This window comes from Mesorhizobium sp. M0340, from assembly GCF_040321535.1.
GTDB lineage: Bacteria > Pseudomonadota > Alphaproteobacteria > Rhizobiales > Rhizobiaceae > Mesorhizobium.
On the sequence record NZ_JAMYRR010000028.1, the window covers coordinates 17,413 to 40,723 of the forward strand.

19 protein-coding genes and 1 tRNA gene are annotated in these 23,311 nt (G+C 63.5%); 10 read left to right on the forward strand and 10 right to left on the reverse strand.

Annotated features, from left to right (window positions below):
- Nucleotides 1-67: 67 nt before the first annotated feature.
- The 4 genes from NKI79_RS28115 (at nt 68) to NKI79_RS28130 (ending at nt 4,114) form a co-directional block, all read left to right on the forward strand.
- Nucleotides 68-730: a hypothetical protein gene (locus tag NKI79_RS28115; protein ID WP_254819309.1), complete on the forward strand. Its 663-nt coding sequence runs from the start codon at nt 68-70 to the stop codon at nt 728-730.
- A 31-nt stretch (nt 731-761) separates the two neighbouring features.
- Nucleotides 762-1,496 carry a 16S rRNA (uracil(1498)-N(3))-methyltransferase gene (locus NKI79_RS28120; RefSeq protein ID WP_352806235.1) on the forward strand — a complete coding sequence of 245 codons (735 nt, stop codon included), beginning with the start codon at nt 762-764 and terminating at the stop codon, nt 1,494-1,496.
- A gap of 185 nt (nt 1,497-1,681) precedes the next feature.
- A complete protein-coding gene (locus NKI79_RS28125) occupies nt 1,682-3,055 on the forward strand; it encodes a glutamate--cysteine ligase (protein ID WP_352806170.1) in 1,374 nt (457 codons plus the stop codon).
- 102 nt (nt 3,056-3,157) lie between these two features.
- A complete protein-coding gene (locus tag NKI79_RS28130; protein ID WP_352806172.1) occupies nt 3,158-4,114 on the forward strand; it encodes a DUF937 domain-containing protein in 957 nt (318 codons plus the stop codon).
- A 175-nt stretch (nt 4,115-4,289) separates the two neighbouring features.
- Here the strand turns inward: NKI79_RS28130 and NKI79_RS28135 are convergent, their stop codons facing one another.
- The gene (locus NKI79_RS28135; protein WP_352475835.1) at nt 4,290-4,580 is read right to left on the reverse strand and encodes a DUF1127 domain-containing protein; all 291 of its coding nucleotides are present in this window, start codon (nt 4,578-4,580) and stop codon (nt 4,290-4,292) included.
- A 178-nt stretch (nt 4,581-4,758) separates the two neighbouring features.
- Here NKI79_RS28135 and NKI79_RS28140 point away from each other — a divergent pair, with 178 nt between their 5' ends.
- The 3 genes from NKI79_RS28140 (at nt 4,759) to NKI79_RS28150 (ending at nt 8,509) form a co-directional block, all read left to right on the forward strand.
- Nucleotides 4,759-5,715 (forward strand): LysR substrate-binding domain-containing protein, encoded by a 957-nt coding sequence (locus tag NKI79_RS28140; RefSeq protein ID WP_023680469.1) that lies wholly within the window; start codon nt 4,759-4,761, stop codon nt 5,713-5,715.
- Between the two features lie 70 nt (nt 5,716-5,785).
- The gene (gene xseA / locus NKI79_RS28145; RefSeq protein ID WP_352806173.1) at nt 5,786-7,351 is read left to right on the forward strand and encodes an exodeoxyribonuclease VII large subunit; all 1,566 of its coding nucleotides are present in this window, start codon (nt 5,786-5,788) and stop codon (nt 7,349-7,351) included.
- A 30-nt stretch (nt 7,352-7,381) separates the two neighbouring features.
- A complete protein-coding gene (locus NKI79_RS28150; protein ID WP_352806175.1) occupies nt 7,382-8,509 on the forward strand; it encodes a DmpA family aminopeptidase in 1,128 nt (375 codons plus the stop codon).
- Nucleotides 8,510-8,569: 60 nt separating this feature from the next.
- Here the strand turns inward: NKI79_RS28150 and NKI79_RS28155 are convergent, their stop codons facing one another.
- From NKI79_RS28155 to NKI79_RS28170, 4 genes are all read right to left on the reverse strand, one after another.
- Entirely contained in the window at nt 8,570-8,824 is a 255-nt protein-coding gene (locus NKI79_RS28155) for a hypothetical protein (protein WP_352715470.1), read from the reverse strand.
- A gap of 510 nt (nt 8,825-9,334) precedes the next feature.
- Complete coding sequence (locus tag NKI79_RS28160; RefSeq protein WP_352806178.1) at nt 9,335-9,679, reverse strand: Atu4866 domain-containing protein; 345 nt, start codon at nt 9,677-9,679, stop codon at nt 9,335-9,337.
- Nucleotides 9,679-10,407, reverse strand: coding sequence for an SDR family oxidoreductase (locus NKI79_RS28165; RefSeq protein WP_352806180.1), 729 nt, complete (start codon nt 10,405-10,407; stop codon nt 9,679-9,681). The genes NKI79_RS28160 and NKI79_RS28165 overlap by 1 nt, the downstream gene beginning before the upstream one ends.
- Nucleotides 10,408-10,497: 90 nt before the next feature.
- Entirely contained in the window at nt 10,498-11,250 is a 753-nt protein-coding gene (locus NKI79_RS28170; protein WP_352806183.1) for an SDR family NAD(P)-dependent oxidoreductase, read from the reverse strand.
- A gap of 136 nt (nt 11,251-11,386) precedes the next feature.
- On the opposite strand from NKI79_RS28170, the gene NKI79_RS28175 reads away from it, so the two are divergent.
- Entirely contained in the window at nt 11,387-12,295 is a 909-nt protein-coding gene (locus NKI79_RS28175; protein ID WP_352475842.1) for a LysR family transcriptional regulator, read from the forward strand.
- Nucleotides 12,296-12,358: 63 nt separating this feature from the next.
- Here the strand turns inward: NKI79_RS28175 and NKI79_RS28180 are convergent.
- Nucleotides 12,359-12,435, reverse strand: a tRNA-His gene (locus NKI79_RS28180).
- Between the two features lie 339 nt (nt 12,436-12,774).
- The gene (locus tag NKI79_RS28185) at nt 12,775-13,233 is read right to left on the reverse strand and encodes a phasin (protein ID WP_254819298.1); all 459 of its coding nucleotides are present in this window, start codon (nt 13,231-13,233) and stop codon (nt 12,775-12,777) included.
- A gap of 252 nt (nt 13,234-13,485) precedes the next feature.
- On the opposite strand from NKI79_RS28185, the gene NKI79_RS28190 reads away from it, so the two are divergent.
- On the forward strand, nt 13,486-17,232 hold the full coding sequence (locus NKI79_RS28190; RefSeq protein ID WP_352806185.1) for a PAS domain S-box protein: 3,747 nt from the start codon (nt 13,486-13,488) through the stop codon (nt 17,230-17,232).
- 281 nt (nt 17,233-17,513) lie between these two features.
- Here NKI79_RS28190 and NKI79_RS28195 read toward each other — a convergent pair whose 3' ends face one another.
- Nucleotides 17,514-19,472: an acetoacetate--CoA ligase gene (locus tag NKI79_RS28195; protein WP_352806187.1), complete on the reverse strand. Its 1,959-nt coding sequence runs from the start codon at nt 19,470-19,472 to the stop codon at nt 17,514-17,516.
- Nucleotides 19,473-19,655: 183 nt separating this feature from the next.
- Here NKI79_RS28195 and NKI79_RS28200 point away from each other — a divergent pair, with 183 nt between their 5' ends.
- Nucleotides 19,656-21,506, forward strand: coding sequence for an AsmA family protein (locus tag NKI79_RS28200; protein WP_352806190.1), 1,851 nt, complete (start codon nt 19,656-19,658; stop codon nt 21,504-21,506).
- 18 nt (nt 21,507-21,524) lie between these two features.
- Here the strand turns inward: NKI79_RS28200 and NKI79_RS28205 are convergent, their stop codons facing one another.
- Both NKI79_RS28205 and NKI79_RS28210 read right to left on the reverse strand, forming a co-directional pair.
- On the reverse strand, nt 21,525-22,343 hold the full coding sequence (locus tag NKI79_RS28205) for an ABC transporter permease (protein WP_254819294.1): 819 nt from the start codon (nt 22,341-22,343) through the stop codon (nt 21,525-21,527).
- Nucleotides 22,340-23,308, reverse strand: coding sequence for an ABC transporter permease subunit (locus NKI79_RS28210; protein ID WP_352806191.1), 969 nt, complete (start codon nt 23,306-23,308; stop codon nt 22,340-22,342). The genes NKI79_RS28205 and NKI79_RS28210 overlap by 4 nt, the downstream gene beginning before the upstream one ends.
- Between the last annotated feature and the right edge of the window lie 3 nt (nt 23,309-23,311).

A 23,311-nucleotide genomic window follows, 5' to 3' on the forward strand; every position in this document is an offset into this window, starting at 1 on the left:
TGCTGACATGAAATTGCTGCAGCGAGCGATATCATGGCGTCAGCATTGCAGCCAACAGGGAACGCCTATGCCACTGCAAAACCGGGTCGACCCGTTCGGCGCCATCCATGCCGTGCCGGAGCGCGGCCTGTTCATGGGCAATCGCGGCATCATTCACGACCCCGAGACGAGAACGCTGTTGAAGAAGCGCTGGGCGCTGCAAGCCTGGATCATCTGTGTCTGCGAATACGGCGACGTGCGGCGCGAGCCGATGGGGCGCAACCGGCAAAGCGACGACCAATTGGGCGGCAAGGCCGGCTGGACCGAGCTGTTTTTCCTCGACGAGGTGACGGCACTTGCCGCCGGGCACCGGCCCTGCTTCTTCTGCCGGCGCGAGCGGGCCAGGGATTTTGTCCAGCGCTTCGGCGACGCCTTCGGCCTTGCCGAGCCACGCGCGCCGCAGCTCGACAAGCGCCTGCACAAGGAGCGCCTGGCATCGGGCGGGCGGGCGCCGCGACTGAAACCGGAGGCGCTTGCGGACTTGCCGGACGGCTCGATGATCTCGTCAGGAAACAGGGCGTACGCCCTGTTTGACGGCGCCGCGCTGCCCTGGAGTTTCGGCGGCTATGGCGATCCGGTGGGATTCGGCGATTTTACCCACGGTCCAATCGGCATGCTCACGCCGGCGACAACTGTTTCCGTGCTGAAGCGTGGCTACAGACCTGTCTGGCACGCCAGCGCGGAGGCTTGACGCCGGCGACGGCCTCGCCCATTCCTCGGCAATGCGCGCCAATTACAAGATGCAGCGGCTATTCGTGCCGGACGAACTTGGACCGGATATCGAGTTCGACGTCGGCCAGCAGCAGAGCCATTATCTCTCGCATGTGCTGCGGCTCGGCGAAGGCGCCGAGGTTCTGGTCTTCAACGGGCGCGACGGCGAATGGTCGGCGGCAATCGCCGCGAAATCGAAGAAGGCGTTGCGCCTGAAGGCGATGGAGTTGCAGCGGCCGCAGCCGCCGCTGCCCGATCTCGTCTATTGCTTCGCGCCGCTGAAGCAAGGGCGGCTCGACTACCTCGTGCAAAAGGCGGTGGAGATGGGCGCCGGCATCCTGCAGCCGGTCATCACCCAGCACACGCAAGTGGCAAACCCCGGTATCGAGCGCCTGCGCGCCAATGTCGTCGAGGCGGCCGAGCAATGCGGCATATTGGCGGTGCCGGAACTGCGGGAAGCGGAAAAATTCGAGCGCCTGCTGGCGGGCTGGGACCGCGAGCGGCGGCTGATCTTCTGCGACGAGGATGCATCGACCAACAATCCCCTGCCGGCATTGCAGGCGGTGCGGGAGAGAAAGCTCGGTCTGCTGGTCGGGCCTGAGGGGGGCTTTTCCGACGAGGAGCGCAGGATGCTGAGAGCGCTGCCCTTCGTTACCGCCATTCCGCTCGGGCCGCGCATCCTGCGAGCGGATACGGCGGCAGTGGCGGCACTGGCGCTGATCCAGGCGACAATCGGCGATTGGTGATCAATTCCCGTTACCCTCTGGCTCAGGATTTTTCGCTTGATCGGCTACTGACATTTCGTCCATCTAGCGCCGGCAGTGGCCGCGTGTCCTTTCGGACGCGCAAAGGACGCTGTAGCATTTGATTGGGCACCTGATCCCTTCAGAAAATCGAAGCCGGTTTTCGGGGTCATGTGCGGAGGGCTATTATGGCGCGCGATACCACCGATTTCCGGCCGATCGAAGGCGTCGACGAACTCGTCGAGCACCTGGCCGAAGGCAACAAGCCGCGCGACAAATGGCGCATCGGCACCGAGCACGAGAAATTCCCGTTCTATGTCGACGGCAATGCCCCGGTGCCCTATGGCGGCGAGCGCGGCATCCGCGCAATCCTCGAAGGCATGCAGGACAAACTCGGCTGGGACCCGATCATGGATGCCGGCCGCATCATCGGACTGGTCGAGCCGACCGGTCAGGGCGCGATCTCGCTGGAGCCAGGCGGCCAGTTCGAGCTGTCCGGCGCGCCGCTGGAGACGATCCACCAGACCTGCCGCGAAGGCAATGCGCATCTGGCGCAGGTGCGCGAGATCGCCGAACCGATGGGCATTCGTTTTCTCGGCCTTGGCGGCAGCCCGAAATGGTCGCTGGCCGAGACGCCGAAAATGCCGAAATCGCGCTACGAGATCATGACCCGCTACATGCCCAAGGTCGGCACCAAGGGCCTCGACATGATGTACCGGACCTGCACGATCCAAGTGAACCTCGACTTCGAAAGCGAAGCCGACATGCGCCGCAAGATGCAGGTGTCGCTGAAATTGCAGCCACTGTCGACGGCGCTGTTTGCCAACTCGCCCTTCACCGAAAGCCGGCCGAACGGCTTGCAGAGCTGGCGCGGCGAGATCTGGCGCGACACCGACAATCAGCGCTCCGGCCTGCTCGAATTCTGCTTCTCGCCCGATTTCGGCTTTGCCGATTATGTCGAATGGGCGCTCGACGTGCCGATGTATTTCGTCATCCGCGACGGCCAGTACCATGACATGACGCACATCACCTTCCGCCAGTTCATGGCGGGGGCTGCCCGTGACGAACTGCCGGACGGGCTGCCGACGATGGGCGACTGGGCGAACCATCTGTCGACCCTGTTCCCGGACGTGCGGCTGAAGCGCTTTCTCGAAATGCGCGGCGCCGATGGCGGGCCGTGGCGGCGCATCTGCGCGCTGCCGGCCTTCTGGGTCGGGCTGCTCTACGACGCGGCAGCGCTCGACGCGGCCGAGGCGCTGACCTCGAGCTGGAGCTATGACGAAGTGCTGGCGATGCGCAACGCGGTGCCGCAACAGGGCATTTCGGCGCCCTTCCGCAACACGACGTTGCGCGAGATCGCCCGCGACGTGCTCGTCATCTCGCGCATGGGACTGAAGAACCGTGGCCGCAAGAACCGCGACGGCTACGACGAGACCTCGTTCCTCAACACGCTGGACGAGGTCGTCGCGCGCGGCACGACCAGCGCCGAGGAGATGCTCTCCGCCTACCACACACGCTGGGGCGGCTCGATCGAGCCGGTATTCATGGAATACGCGTATTAACGCTTCCCTGTCCGCATGAGCCACGGTCCGGCAAATTCGCTTCAATCAGTGATGGAAACGAACTAGGCTTCTCCAACGAGGATTTTCCCGGAGGAGAAAACAATGCCTTCCTTGTTCGATATTCTGGCACAGGCCCAGAATGGCAACGGCATGCAGGCGCTGGCCCAGCAGTTCGGGCTGTCGCAGCAGCAGACGCAGGCGGCGGTCGCGGCGCTGCTGCCGGCCTTTTCGCAGGGGCTCAAGCGCAACACGGCGGACCCTTACGGGCTCGGCTCCTTCATGACGGCGATGGCCAGCGGCCAGCACGCCAAATATTTCGAGGATGCAAGCCGGGCTTTCTCGCCGCAGGGCCTCGATGAGGGCAACGGCATTCTCGGCCATCTGTTCGGCTCGAAGGACCTGTCGCGGGCCGTTGCCAACCAGGCCGCGCAGGCGAGTGGCGTCAGCCAGCAGGTGCTGCAGCAGATGCTGCCGGCAATCGCCTCGATGATGATGGGCGGGCTGTTCAAGCAGACCACCAACCAGCTAGGCGGACAGATGCATGCGGCAGGCAGTGGCGGCAATCCGCTCGGCGAACTCATCGAGCAGATGATGCGGCAGGCGGGCGGCGGCAGCCAGGCACCGGCCCCTCAGCCTGCGGCCCCCACGGATAACCCGCTCGGCAAGGTGCTACAGGATATGTTCGGCGGGCAGCAGCCGCAACAGACGCAGAGCCCTTACGGCGACAACCCGCTGGGCAAGGTGTTGCAGGACATGTTCGGCGGCGGGCAGCAGCCGCAGAACCAACCCCAGCAGACACAGAACCCTTATGGTGACAATCCGCTCGGCAAAGTACTGCAGGACATGTTCGGCGGTGGCGCACAACAGTCTCAGCCGCGTCAGGCGCCGCACCAACCCCAGGCGCCGCAGCCGCAGGCCAATCCGAGCGGCAGGCCGAGAAACCCGTTCGACGACCTGTTCGGCAAAATGTTCGAGACAGGCGCCCAGCAGCGCGACGACTACCAGAAAGGCATGGAGTCGATCTTCGACCAGTTCAAGCAAGGCATGGGCCGGCGCTAGACCAGACACCGGCAACCAATCATCAGTGCCGCTCAAAAAAGAAAGCCCGGTCCTGGGAGGACCGGGCAGCGCGCAGGCTGGCCGGGGGGATCCGGCAGGGAGTGGGGAGCCTGCGTAACTTGGTGGCGTCGTGCCTCAAGAGGTTCAATGCGACCAAAATCGCGAATTTGTGCGATCACACCACCTTGCGGGCAAGATCCTCGATCGTTTCGGCGCGCTCGATGGCGATGACGCGAAGCCTTTCTGTCGGATCTCGGCCAAAGGGTACACCGACAGCGACGTGCAGGTCGGCGCGGGTCAGGCCGATGTCGGCGAGCTCGGCATCCGACATCTCGCCGAGGCGATAAAAGGCGCGGCGGTTTTTCCAGGCGCGGTAAACATTGGCAGCGGCATTGGCCACGCGCGTCGCAACGGCCGGACGCGAGGTGATGCGCGAGGTCTCGGTAGCGAAATCAAACGTAGCCATGTCGGTCTCCTTCACATTCGAACGGGCGAAACCGGTCGATCGGGCGCTGGCAACAGCGGCCGTTCCGGCTTCGATTCACATGCGTTCATGTGGACAATCGGAATTTGCCATGGCCCGATTGATTAATCCAACGAATGTTTCTAATCTTTAGCATCAGCATCAATGATGGATTAGGCCAATGAAAGCGCCGCTCGATCTCGATCAGTTGCAGACCTTCATCTCGATTGTCGACACCGGCAGCTTTACCCGCGCGGCGGAAGCGGTGCATCGCACCCAGTCGGCGGTGTCGATGCAGATGCGGCGGCTGGAGGAACGGATCGGCAAGCCGCTGTTCGAAAAAGACGGCCGCACCAACAGGCTGACCGAGGAAGGCGATAGACTGCTCTCCTACGCAAGGCGGCTGCTCTATCTCAACAAGGAAACACTGGCCGCCTTCGACGACCGCCGGCTCGAAGGCACCATCCGCATCGGCACGCCGGATGACTATGCCGACCGCTTCCTGCCAGAGATCATGGCGCGGTTTGCCCGCTCCAACCCGCATGTCGAACTGACCGTTATCTGCGAACCGACGCCGGGACTGGTCGAACACATCAAGCGCGGCAATCTCGACCTGGCGCTGGTGACGCACAATGACGCGCGCGGCCAGTCGGAAGTGGTGCGGCGCGAACCGCTGCTGTGGGTTACCTCGGCCAACCACGCGACGCATGAGCAGCCGATCCTGCCGATGGCCTTCGGCCGGCCGAACTGCATCTGGCGGCGGGCGGCCGCCGACGTGCTCGACCAGCAGAGCCGCGACTATCGCATCCTGTTCACCAGCTTCTCTGCCACCGTCATCGCCGCGGCGGTGCTTTCCGGCCTGGCGATCTCGGTGCTGCCGGAATGCGCGCTGCGGCCCGGCATGCGGGTGCTGGGCGAGGCCGACGGTTTCGGCGCCCTGCCCGATTGCCGCATCGGCATCATGCGCGGCCAGACCTCGCGGCCGGAGATCGTCGACGCGCTTGCGCGCCACATTTCGGAAAGCCTCGACAATATTTCCGTGCCGCTCGGCGAAGAGACCGGCACGTTCGATTTCGCCGCCCTCGCCTTCGCCAAGATGAAACGGACGAAGCCGAACCAGATCCTGCCGGGCTGGTGATCGCGCGATTGGGGCCGACATCGAACACGGCCGCCTTGACGGCGGCCAACAACCGTTCCCCAATCGGCCGATGAGCGACGCAGCACCCGAATCACGCACCAACGCCACTGAGTATACGGTGAGCGAGATTTCCGGCGCGCTGAAGCGCACGGTCGAGGACGTCTTCGGCAATGTACGAGTGCGCGGCGAGATTTCCGGCTATCGCGGACCCCATTCCTCCGGCCATGCCTATTTCTGCCTGAAGGACGATCGCGCGCGGCTCGATGCCGTGGTGTGGAAGACCACGATGAGCCGGCTGAAATTCCGTCCCGAGGAAGGCATGGAGGTGATCGCCACCGGCAGGCTCACCACCTATCCCGGAAAATCCAACTACCAGATCGTCATCGACAATCTCGAGCCGGCCGGTGCCGGTGCGCTGATGGCGCTGCTGGACGAGCGCAAGCGCCGGCTGCAGGCGGAAGGGCTGTTCGACGCGGCCCGCAAGCGGCGTCTGCCGTTCATGCCGCGCGCCATCGGCGTGGTCACCTCGCCAACAGGTTCGGTGATCCGCGATATTATCCACCGCATCAAGGACCGGTTCCCGCTGCACGTGCTCGTCTGGCCGGTGCGGGTGCAGGGCGAGACGGCGGGCGCGGAAGTGACCGCTGCCGTCAACGGCTTCAATGCACTGGCTTGGGACGGCGCCATCGCGCGGCCCGATCTGTTGATCGTGGCGCGCGGCGGCGGCAGCCTGGAGGATCTGTGGGGCTTCAACGACGAAGCGCTCGCCCGGGCCGTCGCCGCTTCGGGTATTCCCGTGATTTCCGCGGTCGGCCACGAGACCGACTGGACGCTGATCGATCTGGCAGCGGATGTGCGGGCGCCGACGCCAACAGGCGCCGCCGAGATCGCCGTACCGGTCAAAGTCGATCTCGAAGCGACGCTTGCCGGCCTTGGCGCGCGGTTGAAGACCGCACTGTCGCGCAATTTCGAACGCAAGCGGCAGGCGGCGCGCGCAGCCGCCCGGGCGCTGCCCTCGCCCGACCAGTTGCTGGCGCTGCCGCGGCGGCGCTTCGACGAGGCGACGAGCCGGCTCGGCCGGGCGCTGTCGGTCAGCGTCGAGCGCAAGCGGGCCAGGCTTCTGGGCCAGCGTCTGACACCGGCGACCTTGTCGCGGCGCATGAACGAAGCCCGCACACTGACCCGCCGCGACCTCGCCCGAGCGCAAGCGGCGTTCTTCGCCATCGTGCGCGAGCGTCGGGCACGGTTTTCGCGCACGGCCGCCAGACTGTCACCGGCGCCGATCGCCAGACGGCAGAAACTGCAAGGCGATGCCCTGCTGGCACTGACACGGCGGCAGGACCAGGCGATTTCGCGGCGGCTGGACCGTCTGCGTGGAAAACTGACGCAGGCCGATCGATTGCTGGCGACGCTGTCGCACAAGGCCGTGCTGGCGCGAGGGTTCGCACTGGTCAAGGATGCGGACGGCGCGGTGGTCAAGCGTTCGGCGGAGGTCGTGTCGGGAATGGCGCTTTCGCTGGAGTTCGCCGACGGCACCGCCGATGCCGTCGCCATCAGTGGCACGGCGCGGCCGAAGGCGATTGCCAAGTCGGCAGCCAAGCTCAAGGCGCCGGGCAGCCAAGGCTCGCTTTTCTGAGGAAGACCAAGGCGCTTTTCTGAGGAAGAAATGACCGATCCGCATCTTACGACGCCCTCGGGCAAACTGCGTGCACGCGCCCTCGATATCCCATTCGAAGGCACCCCAGGCCGCTTCAATGCCATCACCGATGTGCCCGGCGTGACGGTCGGCTATACGACGCTGATCTCAGGGGACGGGCCGCTCGTTGTCGGCAAGGGTCCGGTACGCACCGGCGTGACCGCGATCCTGCCAAGGCCCAGAGACGAGTTGGCCGTCCCGGCGTTCGCCGGCGTGTTCAGCGCCAATGGCAATGGCGAACTGACCGGCTCGCATCTGATAGAGGAGCTCGGAGCGTTCAATCTTCCCATCACCATCACCAACACGCATTCCTGCGGCGTCAGCCGCGACGCAACGTTGCGCTGGATGCAGACGGTGCTGCCGCACGCGCTCGACAGCGCTTGGGCACTGCCGGTGGCGGGGGAGACTTATGACGGCTTTCTCAACGACATCAACGGCCATCATCTGAGCTTCGAGCATGTGTTTTCCGCGCTCGATACGGCTGAAAGCGGGTCGATCGAAGAGGGCAGCGTCGGCGGCGGCACAGGCATGATCACCTTCGGCTTCAAGGCAGGGTCCGGCACATCCTCGCGCAGCGTCGACTGGAACGGAGAGCGTTTCACGATCGGCTGCTTCGTCCAGTCGAATTTCGGTGCAAGGCGAAACCTCGTCATCCGTGGCATCAGGGCCGGAGCGGAACTCGCCGAACCGGCGATCCGGGACAACACGCCGCGAGCCGAAAAGAGCTCGATCATCGCGATCGTCGCCACCGATGCGCCATTCATGCCGCACCAGTTGAAACGGCTGGCGAAACGCGTGCCGCTCGGCGTCGCGCTGACCGGCGGCTATGGATACAATTCATCCGGCGATATTTTTCTGGCGTTCAGCACGGCCAATGCCGATGCGGCGCGCGGCGCGGCCGGCAAATTGGCCAGCGCCGGTTACATACCGGATGCCGACATCAACCCGTTCTTCGACGCCGTCATTCAGAGCGTGGAAGAAGCAATCCTCAATGCTTTGGTCGCCAACGAAGACATGAGCGGGCGCGATGGCAATTTCGTGCCGGCGTTGCCGAAAACATGGCTCGAGGAGAGATTTGGCAAAGCTGCGCGGCGATGAGACCGCGCAACTGCATCAGACAGGCAATGTTCGCCCGGCAGGTTTTGCCGGAGGCGTCCGTCAGCCGGCAGGCTTGTTGGAATTCCGCTCGTCCTGCTCGGCCTCGGCCGCCTCTTCGAGCCTCGAAGCAATGAGCTCCTGAATGTCGCCGACCTCTTCCTGAATATCCTCCAGGGGTATGCCGGCTTCGGCAGCCTTGGCCGCGCATTCCCTGGCGAGGGTCTCGGCCTGCTTCTCGATTCTGGCTGGCGAGGGCTGGCAGTGGACTTTTTCGCCAATCCACCCGCGCAAGAACTCGATCGCGTGTTCACTCATACTGCTGTTTCCCTAGCGGCTATGCCGATTGGTAATCATAAACGTCGGCATCTTCGAAAAGATGCGTGCTGCCATTCGAGCCGAGTCGGCTTCGCCCGGCAAGCCGAACTTGTCCGAGGTCCACAGAGCCGAAGGGAATGGAGGGTTCAAGGAGCACGTTCTAGTTCTTGAGGACTGATTCTCTCGAGGAAACTCGTTCGACCCGCGCTATTGTTTCTATTTGCTTTTTTTCGGTTTTCAAGCCGTTTTAGATCACAATAGATGTCACAATAGCTAGCACATTTACCGCGCTCTCGCTGGCACGACGTAAAAGGCGAGCCGTCAAAGCCGCCGCTATATAGTGACAACCATTTGCAATGTCGACTCCGCTCCCGGTCCTGCTTCTTTCCGCCGCGCTTGCTGGGAGAGATGTGGTGTGACCGGCCTTGCAGTGCAAGCTGCCGAGCGCCTCATGCGAGGCATGCAATAGCGTCTTGTGGAACCCTGAAGTGCTTGTCTCAGGGTGGCTCTCTATCGCTGGCGGTAAAGGATCATGCCGGCATGATGGAGGACGCCTTCGACGAACTCACCATCCGCGGTGAAGCCCGTATCGTCCCAGTATTCTATGTGGTTGCCCCGCACTTCGTAGCGTCCCCGGTAGGCGCTCTCGCGGTCACCGCGCGCTTCGTCATAACGGCCGTTCGGCAGGAGTTCGTGCCTGATATGGCGATCCCCGGTGACCCACAGTCCGACATAAGGATGATCTTGCTGCGTCATTGGTTCCCCTGCAAGGATTGGAGTTGAAGGAAGGGTCAGGCCGGCTGGAGCTACAGCAAGGGCAATACCCGTAAGCACTGCGGTCAAAGTGGATGGCATCAATGCGCCGCCTTCGTCGGACGCACGACAATCTCGTTGACGTCGACATCGTCGGGCTGTTCGAGTGCGTAGCGCACTGCCCTGGCGATGGCATCGGGTTGCAGGGCAATAGCACGCCAGGTTTTCATGGCGGCGGCAGCGGCTTCGTCGGAGATCGTGTTCGCCAGCTCGCTTTCCACCACGCCGGGATGAATGCAGGTTACCCGGATATCGTCACTCTCCTGGCGGAGCCCATCGGAAATCGCGCGGACAGCGTATTTCGTTGCGCAATAGACGGCAGCCATGGGCGAGACGGCCAGTGCGCCAATGGAACCGATATTGATGATATGCCCGGAGCCACGTGCCGTCATCTCAGGGAGCACCGCCGCGATGCCGTACAGAACACCCTTGACGTTGACGTCCACCATCAGCTCCCACTCGTCGACCTTCATGGCTGCCATGGCCGACAGCGGCATGATGCCCGCATTGTTGACGATGACATCGACCTGGCCCCATTCGGCCAGGGCGGCATCGGCGAATGCTGCGACGTCCGCCCTCCTGGTGACGTCGAGCGCTCGCACGCGAACCGTTCCACCAGCCGCCTCGATTTCTGCCGCAAGCGCTTCAAGGCGGTCGGTGCGCCGCGCGCCGAGCATCAGCTTTGCACCTGCCGCGCCAAGTTCGCGGGCGATGCCAGCACCGATGCCGCTGGAGGCACCGGTGATCAGAACAACTTTGTTCATGGTCATCGTAGATGATCCTTTTGGTTTCGTGATTATTTGACGATGTGAAGGGATGGCGTGCGGATGAGCTCCCGCGGCGCGCCGGCCCTATTGGGGTCACTGGGCGGTGTAGCCGCCATCGACCAGAAGCAGGGCCCCGGTGATGAAGCTGGATGCCGGCGAGGCAAGAAAGGCGATGGCCTCGGCAACTTCTTGCGGCTGGCCGATCCGGCCGATCGGATGCGCGCTGCCGAAGCTGCGCAGCATCTCCCGGCCATTCTCCACCACACCTTCCATGATGTCGGTTTCGATCACGCCAGGGGCAACGGCGTTGCAGCGAATGCCCATACGCCCATATTCGATCGCGATTACCTTGGTCAGCTGTGCGACAGCCGCCTTGGAGGAGGCATAGGCCGCCTGCGTCTCGAAGGCCGCGACGGCCGAGATCGATGAGACATTGACGATCGCGCCGCCACCACCGGCGGCCATCAGTTCCACAGCGGCACGGGCGGTGACGAAGCTGCCGCGCGCGTTGATCTGCAGAATGCGGTCGTAGTCGTCGACCGAGGTCTCCGTCAGACGTTTGTTGAGCGTGCGACCGGCATTGTTCACGACGATGTCAAGGCGCCCGAAGCGCTTCGCCGCGAGCTCGACCGAGCGTCTGGCCAGATCCTCGTCGGCGACGTCGCCGACCAGGGTTGCCACGTCCTCGGCTTCCAATTCGCGTACGGTGTCGCTGAGATCGCTTGCCACGATCCGGGCACCCCGCGCACGCAGCAGCTCCGCCGTGCAGCGACCGATGCCGCGTGCCGCGCCGGTCACGAGGGCGACTTTTCCATCCAGGTCCCAGGAGGAAGGGAGTGATGTCATCGGATATCTCCTTGTCGGTCGGCTTCGGCTTGGATCGGGAGGATCAAGCCTTCTTGCCGTTGCGACAGAGATAGAGCCAGGGCATTGTCGCGATAAGCCGCCCATTGTTAACCTCTAAGATAAGTCTTGCTAACCAATGGACATCGATCTCAATGCAATTGCCGTCTTCGTCACGGTGGCCGAGGAACGCAATTTTCGCGCTGCGGCGGACCGGTTGGGCGTGACGCGCTCAGCGGTCAGCCAGAGCATCCTCAGGCTTGAACAGCGCCTTGGCATCGCATTGCTGCAGCGCACGACACGCAGCGTCAACCTGACCGAAGCGGGCGAGCGCCTGCTGGCGAGCGTCGCACCGGCGATCGCCGACGTGAACGCGGCAGTCGAAGCCACTACGGAGTTTCTGGACCGCCCGCGCGGCCTGCTGCGGATCGCGGTTTCGTCGATCGCAGAGGCCTTCCTGTCAGGACCGTTGCTGGCGTCCTTCACCGAAACGTTTCCCGAGGTGCATCTGGACATCGTAGTGACAGACGAGGAGTTCGACATCGTGGCCGAAGGCTATGATGCCGGGGTCAGGCTCGGCGAAGTGATCGAGCAGGACATGATCGCCGTGCCGGTATCGGGCGATCAGCGGCAGATGGCCGTCTGCGCTCCGCGCTATCTCGAAAAGTTCGGAGCACCCGCCCATCCGCGCGAGCTTGTGGCTCATCGCTGTATCGGCTGGCGGCCGGCGCCGGGAGTTTCGCCCTATCGGTGGGAGTTTGGCGAGGACGGGCGCGAATTCGACGTGGCGGTTGCGCCCGAGATCACGACCAACGACATGTGGCTGATGATCCGGCTGGCGGTTGCAGGCGCTGGGATCACGTTCGGCATGGCGGATACATTCCGCCCCTGGATTGACCGCGGCGAGCTTGTACCAATCCTCGACGGCTATTTCCCGCCGTTTGCGGGTTTCTATCTCTATTTCCCCAGCCGACGGAATGTCGCGCCGAAGCTGAGAGCCCTCGTGGACCACCTGCGCGGCGCGCGTCAGGCGCGGGACCGTGGGTGAGGCAACCGGTCATAAGACCGCTTTAGCAGTATTTTGCCGGTCAGAAGTGTGGCTGAAAGGTGATGGTACCGTTGGCTGGGATCGAACCAGCGACCTCCGGATCCACAATCCGGCGCTCTAACCATCTGAGCTACAACGGCACGTTTTGCCAGAGCGGGATCGAGATGAAACGTTCGGGACCCGCTCTGTCGTTCGGCGATGCGTCCATACGGGCTATCGGAGTTTAATTCAAGGCTTTTGGCAAGGCAAAAGCTCGCTCCGGCATCGCGTCGTTTTCCGCCGGACAAAGAAAAGGCCGGCGGGAGGAGGTGCCGGCCTTTTCCTGTTACGAGCCAGCGGGAGGAGGTGCTGGCTGGTTACCCCGGTGAGCAGAGGGAGGAGGTTCCACCCGCCGGGTATTCACTTAAACCACTATATCGCACATCTATTTGTCTGACGAAATGCGACCTTTTGATGCATCGTTAGACTATGTGCAAATACTAGGCGATCTTGATTTCTTTCACGGCCTTCTCGAAGGCGGTCTTGATCGGCTTGGATACGTCCTCGGCCGCCTTGGCAGCAACCGCCTGGAAGTCCTTGGCCTGCTCGACGGTCATTTCGACGCGCTTGCGCAGGAAAGCGGTCTGCAACTCGACGACTTCCGACAGCGACTTGGCGCCGATCAGCGCTTCGAAATGCGAGAAGCCGGCTTCGGCATTGGCGCGCAGGGCGGCGATGGTCTTGAGCGACAGGTCGCTGGAAACGGACTTGGCGGTCTCGTAGGTCGACTCCAGAGCCTTCTGGGTCTCCTCGGCGCCGGTCTTCAGCTTGGCATAGGCCTCTTTCGACTGCTCGACGCCCTTTTCGGCGAAGGCGCGGATCTGGTCAGTGGCCTTGGAAGCGTCGAAGCTCGGGAATTCAACGTTTTCGATCGTTTCAGCGGTCTTGGTCCTGGACATTTTCCATCCTTTTCAGCGGCAGCGGCTTTGACGAAAAGCCGTCTCGTTCATGTATCATGGCAATATAAAGGCAATTTTTGTGCATTGCAACATGTTTGTTGCATCGCACCATATATTATTTGTTCGTGGCGTTAACCACGCGCCTAGAGATTCCATTGGTTGCACGCTATGACTTGTGGACCTTCGCGCCGTCGGCTTTTATTAACAAAGCGTTAACCGCAAATTGCCCGCTCTGTGAGGGTCGCCAAACGCATGCCGGCTGAAAACTACTCCTTCCTCGATGTCGCCGTGCTCGACGCGGTCCGCCTGCGCTTCGCCGCAGGCGACGCGATCGCTATTCTGTCGGCCGATCTCGAGCAGGTGATCTGGGCCAACGGCCCCGGCGCAGCGGTATTCGGCTATCCCGACATCGGCGCGATCATCGGCGCCTCGGCAGGTTTGCCGCTGATCGCCAGGCGCCAGATCATGGCAACCAGCGGTTTTCCGCAGATCGGCCGCGACCGTGCCATCACGGTCCGGCTGGCGACCGGCCTGACCAGCCGCGCGGTCGGCTTCCTGGCCAGCGCAGTGACCATGCCCGATGGCGAGGAAGCAATCATGCTGGCGCTGCCGGCGGCGCAGACCGGCTCGCGCAGCGCCGCCGAGATCGCCGATCGCGCCATCGGTGGTCTTACGGAAGACGGCCACTACATCGCCTTTGTCGACGCCAAGGGCAATATCGACGCCGCATCGGACGGCTTTTCGGCACTCGGCATCCGGCCTGAGACGCTGGCCGCGCTTGTCGCCGACGTGGCGAGCGAGAGCGACCGCATCGTCAAGCGCCTGGTCCCGGGTGGATCCAGCTCCTATCCGGCGGGCCTTGCCCGGCTGACGGACGAGCGGCACCTGCTGGTGGTGATCGACGAGGACCGGCTCGACGGCGAGGCCCCTGATGGCGAGCGCGCCGGGGGGGAAACCGGCAGCGAAGCAGCAACGGCACCGAGCGGTGGCGATCTTCCCCGGCCGACGGGCCAAGACAACGAGCCGCCAATCGCCAGGATGGGCGCGGCGGAGATCGACCTTGCAGCGATGGAAGGCACCTCAGCATCGGCGGAGCACGAAGCTGTCGACGCGGCTGACAATCAACACACGGTTGGCGAAACGCCGACCCAGCATGACCATTGGTACTTCAATGCCGGCGACGACGCGCAGGTCCCGCCCGGGGCGGCTGCGTCCGGTAAAGCCGAGACCAGCCCGGACGCTTCGCAGGCCGGCGCGGATACTTCGCCGGAAAGCGCCGCAAAAGCCACCAAAGCCGCCTCCCCGGCCGAACGCCGCGCTTCCGCGATCGATCGCACCGCCGCACCCATGCGTTTCGTCTGGCGTACCGACGCGGAGGGCCGGTTCAGCGCCCTGTCGCCGGAATTTGCCGAACTCGTCGGCAAGCCTGCCGCCGACGTGATCGGGCGCCGCTTCGAGGATGTTTCGGCCGCCTATGGCCTCGATGCCTCTGGCGAGATTGCCGGCCTGCTCGAACGGCGCGACACCTGGTCCGGCCGCTCCGTGCTGTGGCCGGTCGCCGGCACCGATCTGAAGATACCAGTCGATCTGGCGGCGCTCCCGGTTTACAGCCGCAGCCGGGTTTTCGAAGGTTTTCGCGGTTTCGGCGTCGCCAGGAGCGGCGATGCGGTGGTCGATCCGGATGCCGTCGGCATGGCCCTTGTCGCCGAGGAAAAGCCCGCCGCGAGCGTCGGGCCGGAAGCCGTTGAACCTGCCCCGGCGACACCGAAACCCGCCGATCCGTTCAGGGGCGAAGTGCCGGCGTTGACCATCGTGCCAAAGCCGGAGCGGCGCTTTGCCGACAAGGTGATCCGGCTGGCCGAGCACCGGCAGCCGGCCAACGACAAGGGCCTGTCGACGCTGGAACGCAGCGCGTTTCGCGAGATTGGCGAGCGTCTCAAGAAGGACAGCACCCCGGCCGAAGAACAGCCCAGCGCCGGAAAGCAGAAGCCGGTTGAGAAAGTCGAGGCAGCCGGCAATGCCGACGAGCCAAAGCTGAAAGGAGCCGGCCCGACGGACAAGGGTGAGATGCCGGAACCAGGTCCGGAAAGCGAGGCGGCTGCCGCCGAACCACCCGAGGCCGATGCCGAGGACCAGAAGGACCTCGCCCGGCTCGACAGCGAGCAGCCGGATGAGGCGGTAGCAGAGGCGCAAGCCGGCGAACCCGTCACTCGCCCTGTTTCCGGATCGCTGCTCGACTATGCCAACCGCGAACCCGGCGATGAAGCGCAGGAAGGCGACGAGCCCAGCACCGACCGTCGAACGATCGTCGCCGAAGCGCCGCGGGATGGCGACGACGATAGCACGACGGCCGAAGATTTTCGTGACGCCGAGGACAGCGAGGATTGGTCCGAGGACAGCGCAGCCGACGCTGCCGGCCAGGTGCCGCCCGTCGAGCGGCCGCAGGCACCACCGCTCAAACTCGGCGGCTTCGTGCCGTCGGCGTTTGCCGGAGCGGACAACAAGGGGCCGGATACCTCGATCCTCGGCAAGCTGCCGGTGCCGGTGCTTATCCATTCCGGCGATCAACTGTACTACGCGAACGACGAATTCCTCGGCTTGACCGGCTATGCGACGCTCAACGCCCTGGACGAGGCGGGCGGGCTCGGCGCGCTGTTTGCCGACCCTTATGCCGACGACGGCAGTTCGGAGGGCGGCGACCGCGCATTGCGGCTGAGGACGCGCGACGGTCAGGAGTTTCCGATCGACGCGATTTTGCGCTCCGTCCCGTGGGGGAACGGCAAGGCACTGATGCTGGTCGTACGCCGTTCCGGCGACGACGAAGCAGCAGCCATTCCGCATGGCGCTGCCGACGACCAAACGCAGCCGGATGTTTCCGAGCTCAAGGCGCGCATTGCCGAAATGCGCACCATCATCGACACCGCCACCGACGGCGTCGTGCTGATCGGCCGTAACGGAACGATCCGTTCAATTAGCCGTCCGGCGGAAGCGCTGTTCGGCTTCGACAGCGACGAGGTGACCGGCAAGCCGTTCGTCTCGCTGTTTGCGATCGAAAGCCAGCGCGCGGCGCGTGACTATCTCGAGGGGTTGTCGGAGCCCGGCGTTGCAAGCGTGATGAACGATGGCCGCGAGGTGATCGGGCGCGAGGCGCAGGGGCGTTTCATTCCGCTGTTCATGACCATCGGCAGGCTGCCCAACGACAGCGGCTTCTGTGCGGTGGTGCGCGATATCACCCAGTGGAAGCGGGCCGAAGAGGACTTGACCCAGGCGCGCGCGGTCGCCGAACGCGCCTCGTCGCAGAAGACCGATTTTCTGGCCCGCATCAGCCACGAGATCCGCACGCCGCTCAACGCCATCATCGGCTTTTCCGAGCTGATGGTCGACGAGAAATTCGGGCCGGTGGCCAATGACCGCTATCGCGACTATCTGCGCGACATCAACCGTTCGGGCAACCACGTGCTCGATCTGGTCAACGACCTGCTCGACATTTCGAAAATCGAGGCCGGCCAGCAGGAGATGGCCTATGAGGCGGTGTCGCTTAACGACACGCTGGCCGAAACCGTGGCGATGATGCAGCCGCAAGCCAACCGGGAACGCGTCATCATCCGCTCCAGCTTCGCCTCACGGCTGCCGGAAGTGGTGGCCGATCTGCGCAGCGTGCGGCAGATCGCGCTCAACATCCTGTCGAACGCCGTCCGCTACACGCAGGCCGGCGGCCAGGTGATCGTGTCGACGGCCTACGAGCTCTCCGGCGATGTCGTCATGCGCGTGCGCGATACCGGCATCGGCATGAGCCCGTCCGAGATCGAGCAGGCGCTGAAGCCGTTCAAGCAGATCAATGCGCTGAAGCGCGGCCGCGGCGACGGCACCGGTCTTGGGCTGCCGCTGACCAAGGCGATGGTCGAAGCGAACCGGGCCCGGTTCACCATCAACTCGACGCCCGGCGAGGGAACCCTGGTCGAAGTCGCCTTTCCCTCGACCCGTGTGCTCGCCGGTTAGCTATGGTTGCGCAAAGAAAAAGGCGTCCAACAGGACGCCTTGAGAAATTGGAATTGCTGTCACAACGGGGCTTGAGCGAATCAGATCCTCTCGGGGCTAAGAGGAACGGGATTTCTCCCTCAAGTTACGCACGACTATCGATGCCGGGCCTTAACAAATCCTTACCGGCACGCCGGAAAATTTACCAATGTGTACCACTCATGAAATCTAGGTAAATTCCGAAGAGATAATTTGTTAACGATACCTGAGACCTCAAAACGGCTCCCGCCTTGGATCCCGGGTCAGTCGGCAAGCTGCGGCAGGTTGCGGAACAGCTCGAGCGCTTCGGGATTGGCGAGCGCTTCCTTGTTCTTGATGGCGCGGCCATGCACCATGTCGCGTACCGCGAGCTCGGTGATCTTGCCCGATTTGGTGCGCGGAATATCGCTGACGGCGACGATCTTGGCCGGCACGTGGCGCGGGCTCGCCCCGATGCGGATTTTCGCGCGGATGCGTTTTTCCAGCTCGGCATCGAGCTCGACGCCTGCCGCCAGCCGCACGAACAGCACGACGCGAACGTCATTGTCGAAATCCTGGCCGATGCATAGTGCTTCGAGGATTTCCGGCATTTGCTCGACCTGATTGTAGATCTCCGCCGTACCGATCCTGACACCGCCCGGATTGAGCGTGGCGTCGGAACGGCCATGGATGATCAGGCCGCCATGGGCGGTCCATTCGGCGAAATCGCCGTGGCACCAGACATTGTCGAAACGTTCGAAATAGGCGGCTCGGTATTTCCTGCCGTCAGGGTCGTTCCAGAAGCCGAGCGGCATCGCCGGAAACGCCTTGGTGCAGACGAGCTCGCCCTTCTCCTGGCGGAGCGGCCGGCCGTCATCGTCCCAGACATCGACGGCAAGACCGAGCCCGGGCCCCTGGATCTCGCCGGTCCATACCGGTTCGATCGGCACGCCGAGCACGAAGCAGGAGACGATATCGGTGCCGCCGGAAATCGAAGCCAGATGCACGTCCTTCTTGATGCCTTCGTAGACGAAGCGGAAATCTTCCGGCGATAGCGGCGAGCCGGTCGAGGAGATGGTGCGCACGCTGGAAAGATCATGCGTGCGGGCCGGCTTGAGGCCAGCCTTGCGCACGGAATCTATGAATTTGGCCGAGGTGCCGAAATACGTCATCTTCTCAGCATCGGCGAAGTCGAACAGCGTATTGCCGTCCGGGTAGAAGGGCGAGCCGTCGTAGAGCAGCAAGGTGGCACCCGACGCCAAGCCGGACACCAGCCAGTTCCACATCATCCAGCCGCAGGTGGTGAAGTAGAAGAAGCGGTCGCCGTCGAGCAGGCCGGCGTGCAGCCGTTCTTCCTTGACGTGCTGGATCAGCGTTCCGCCGGCCGAATGGACAATGCATTTGGGGATGCCGGTCGTGCCCGACGAAAACAGGATGTACAGCGGATGCGAAAACGGCAACCTCTCGCAGCTGACAGACCTGGCGGCAAAGGGTGACAGCGCCTCTTCCAGCGCGGCCGCCTTGCCGATGGTCGCCGCGACGTCGAGCGAGGTGCCGAGATAGTCGACAATGAGGACCTTGCGGACGGTGGCGAGCTTGCCCGCCACGGCCGCGACCTTGTCGGCGACTTCGATCGCCTTGCCATTGTACCAGTAGCCGTCCGGCGCGATGAATATGACCGGCTCGATCTGGCCGAACCGGTCGAGAACGCCCTGCTCACCAAAATCTGGGGAGCAGGACGACCAGACGGCGCCGATCGAGGCGGCCGCCAGCATCGCAGCAACGGTCTCCGGCATGTTGGGCATCATCGCGGCGATGCGGTCGCCCTTCTTCACCTTGAGCGACAGGAAAAGCTGCTGCAGGCGCGAGGTCAGCGCATGCAGCTCGTTCCAGGACAGCCGCCGCTCGACCTTGTCCTCGCCGCGAAAAACGATTGCGTCGCCACGCCCGGTTTTCTTGAGGAGATTCTCGGCGAAGTTCAGCTTCGCATCAGGGAAGAAGGTCGCGCCGGGCATCTTGTCGCCATCGATCAGCACGCGTTCGCCCTTGTCGCCGACGATGCCACAAAAGTCCCAGACCAAGCTCCAGAAGGTCTCGCGGTCATCGATCGACCAGCGATGCAGGTCGGCATAGGAGGAGAAAGACTCGCCGGCCATGCTCGCCGCGGCGTTCATGAAGGCGGTCATCGGCGCCGCGTCGATCTGCTCTTGCGTCGGGATCCAGAGCGGTGCGTCGTCAGCCATCATTGTTCCTCCGCAGGCTGCATCGCTTATGCAATATCGCGATGCAGCAGAGCAAGATTTTGTTGGACCGCGCCGGTCAGGGTGTGCGCAAATGCCATCGCCGGGCCATAAAGACTTGAAATGCGTCAGCCGTCGGTTACACCCGTCGGGCGATTTTGCCGGAATGGAAGCATACAGGGCGATATGCCATCACCTTTGATCCGACGCGGAATATGGGCGATCGGCGCAGCCGTCATCGTCATCGCGCTGGTCGTCGCAGCCTTGCCGCTGATCGCCTCGACCCGCATCGTGCGCGACCGCATCGCGTGGGAAATGAGCGCCTGGAGCGGTTTCCGGGTCACCATCGACGGCGCGCCGCGCATCGAGGTCTGGCCGAATTTCCGGGCGATCCTGAGCGACGTGACGCTGTCGCAATGGACAGAGACGGATGCGCCGCCCGTGGTCGAAGCCGAACGGGTCGAGGTCGACCTCTCGGCGATGGCGGCGCTGCGTGGCGACGTGGTGTTTTCGACGGCGCGGCTGGTACGACCGACGATCCGGGTTCAGCGTACCGCGAGCGGGTTTTTCCTGCCTGCGATTCCCAGCGGCGGGCGCATTACGCGTTCGATCGATGCTGCCCGCGCGGTGATCAACACAAATCCCGCCAAGCCGGATCTCGGCAAGCTGCCAACAGATCCGTTCGGCACAGTCGAGTTCAGGGACGGCCGAGTGGTGGCTGCCATCGGCGACAAGGACCAGGAGATATTGAGCAGCCTGAGCGGCCAGGCGAACTGGGCCGCGATGAACAGCAATGCGACGCTGTCGGCGACCGGGATATGGCGCGGCGAAAGTGTTGCCATCGACGCCGCATCGCCGAACCCGCTTGTGTTGTTTGGTGGCGGCACAGCACCGGTCACGTTTTCTTTCAAGGCGGCGCCGGCCAGTTTTTCATTCGACGGCCGCGCCAGCATGTCGGAAAACGGCTATTTCGACGGCCAGGCAAAATTCGCCGCACCTTCGCTCCGACGCGTGCTCGAATGGTCGCAGGCCGGCATCGCGCCCGGTGCGGCAATCGGCTCGATCTCGGTTTCAAGCAAGATCACGGCGACGGCCGGGCGCGTCAAATTCGAAAACACCGCCCTGACCCTCGACAACAACCCCGGAATGGGCGCGCTGGACTTCACCTACGGCGAGGCATTGCCGGTGATCTCCGGCACACTTGCCTTCGATACGCTCGACCTCAGATCATTTCTCTCCGCCTTTGCCCCGGTGCCATCGGCCGGCGGCACCGATCCGGGCGAAATCGATACGAGCTTCGCCGACCGGATCAATCTCGATCTCAGGCTGTCGGCGGCGCATGCCACGGCCGGCGCCATCCAGCTTGCCGACGTCGCCGCCACCGCCCAGGTCAAGAACGGCCTTGCCGTCTTCGACATCTCGGATGCATCCGCCTTTGGCGGCAACGTCCAGAGCAGCGTCCGTTTCGACCGCAAGCCCGCCGGCACCGAAGTCGAGATCCGGCTGCTTGCTTCCGATATCGACGGCGGCGCTTTCGGTACCGCGGCCGGGATGACACGGCTGGTGCCGATCGGCACTGGAACCGTTTCGGTCATCCTCAAGGGGCCTGGCAGAACCTGGGACTCGATTTTCGAAAACGCCAATGGCTCGCTGTCCGCGACGTTCGGCGCGGGTGCGCTGAGCCGGCTTAACCTGCCGGCGTTCCTCAAGCACACCGAACAGGGCGGATTCTTCGCGCTGGACGACGTCTCGGACGGAACGCTGCCGATCGACGGGGCAGAGCTCAAGGCGAGCATTTCGAACGGCGTGGCACGCATCGACAAGGCCGAGGTGAATTCCGCGCAATACAAGATCTGGCTTTCCGGCATTGCATCCTATGCCGGACGCGGGCTGGCACTGTCCGGCGGCATCGTCCGGCCGAGCCAGGCTGCCACGCAGACGAACGCCCAGGGACCCAATCAGTCGTCGTTCTTCGTCGGCGGCACGTGGAGCACGCCGTTCATCTCGCCGATAAGCCGCGGCGTTTCGGGAGAGTAAGCAGCAGCAGCAGCAGCTTCAACCGCGCTGCGCGGCCTGCTCGTCGCGCTGGCGCTGCACTTCGCGGCTCTTGTTGACAAGCGAAGCGATGATCACACCGACGGCGACAACGGCGATCAGGATGGTGCAGGCGGCGTTGATTTCCGGCGTCACGCCGAGGCGAACTTGGCTGTAGATCTTCATCGGCAGTGTCGTGGCGCCGGGACCCGAGGTGAAGCTGGCAATAACCAGGTCGTCGAGCGAGAGCGTGAAGGCCAGCATCCAGCCGGAGACGATGGCCGGCATGATGACCGGCAGCGTGATCTGGAAGAAGGTCCTTACCGGCGGTGCACCGAGGTCCATCGCGGCCTCTTCCAGCGAACGATCGAAGGTGATCAGGCGCGACTGCACCACCACCGCGACGAAGCACATGGTCAGCGTGGTGTGGGCAAGCGTCACCGTCAGAAAGCCGCGGTCGAGGCCGACGGCGACGAAGAGCAGCAGCAGCGACAGTCCGGTGATGACTTCGGGCATGACCAGCGGCGCAAACACCATGCCCGAAAACAGAAGCCGGCCGCGAAAGCGCGTGTAGCGTGTCAAGGTGAGCGCCGCCAGCGTGCCGAGCACGGTCGCCACGGTTGCCGAGATGACGCCGACCCGGGCCGTCACCCAGGTGGCGTCCATCAGACCCCGGTTGTGGAACAGCGAGACGTACCATTTCGTCGAGAAGCCGCCCCAGACGGTGACCAGCTTCGACTCATTGAAAGAGAACACAACGAGCAGGACGATCGGCAGGTAAAGAAAGGCAAAGCCGAGCACGATCGAAATGACGTTGAAGCGGCTCCAGGTGGCGTTCATTGGTCCTGCTCCTGAGCACGCGCCTGGGCCCGCTGGAAAATCATGATCGGCACGATCAGCAGCAGCAGCAGGATGACGGCAACGGCGGACGACACCGGCCAGTCACGGTTGGCGAAGAACTCGTTCCACAGCGTCCTGCCGATCATCAGCGTCTGCGAGCCGCCGAGCAGGTCGGGTATGACGAACTCACCGACGGCGGGAATGATCACCAGGAGGCAGCCGGCGATGACGCCGGGCAGCGACAACGGAAAGGTGATCTTCCAGAAGGCGCTGGTCGGCGGGCACCCGAGATCCTTCGCCGCCTCGATCAGCGTATGGTCCATCTTCTCCAACGACGAATAGAGCGGCAGCACCATGAACGGCAGATAGGAGTAGACGATACCGATGAAGATAGCCGTATAGGTGTTGAGGATTATCAGCGGCTGGCTGATGATGCCGCTGGCGAGCAGCAGCTGGTTGAGCAGGCCCTCGGGCTTGAGGATGCCGATCCAGGCATAGACACGGATCAGGAACGAGGTCCAGAACGGCAGGATCACCAGCATCAGCAAGGTCGGGCGGATCGTCGCCGGAGCGCGCGCCATGCCATAGGCAATGGGATAGCCGACAAGCAATGTCAGGACCGTCGAGATGGCGGCGACGACGACGCTCGTCACATAGGCGTTGAAGTAGAGCGCATCCTTCGTCAGCCACGTGTAGTTGTCGAAATTGAGCGCGCCAACCCCCGAGATGAACCCGGAAATGCCGCCGCGGAAATCGAGCACCGGAGTATAGGGCGGCATGGCGATCGCCGTCTGCGACAGCGAAATCTTGAAGACGATGATGAAGGGGACAAGAAAGAAGAACAGCAGCCAGAGATAGGGGACGATAATGACGAGACGGCTAACGAAAGCCGCGCTCAGCCTGGCCGAGGCGGATTTGCCGGCAGCATTTGCCGGAGAGCTTGTTGCGGCAGTGACAGCGGACATGAT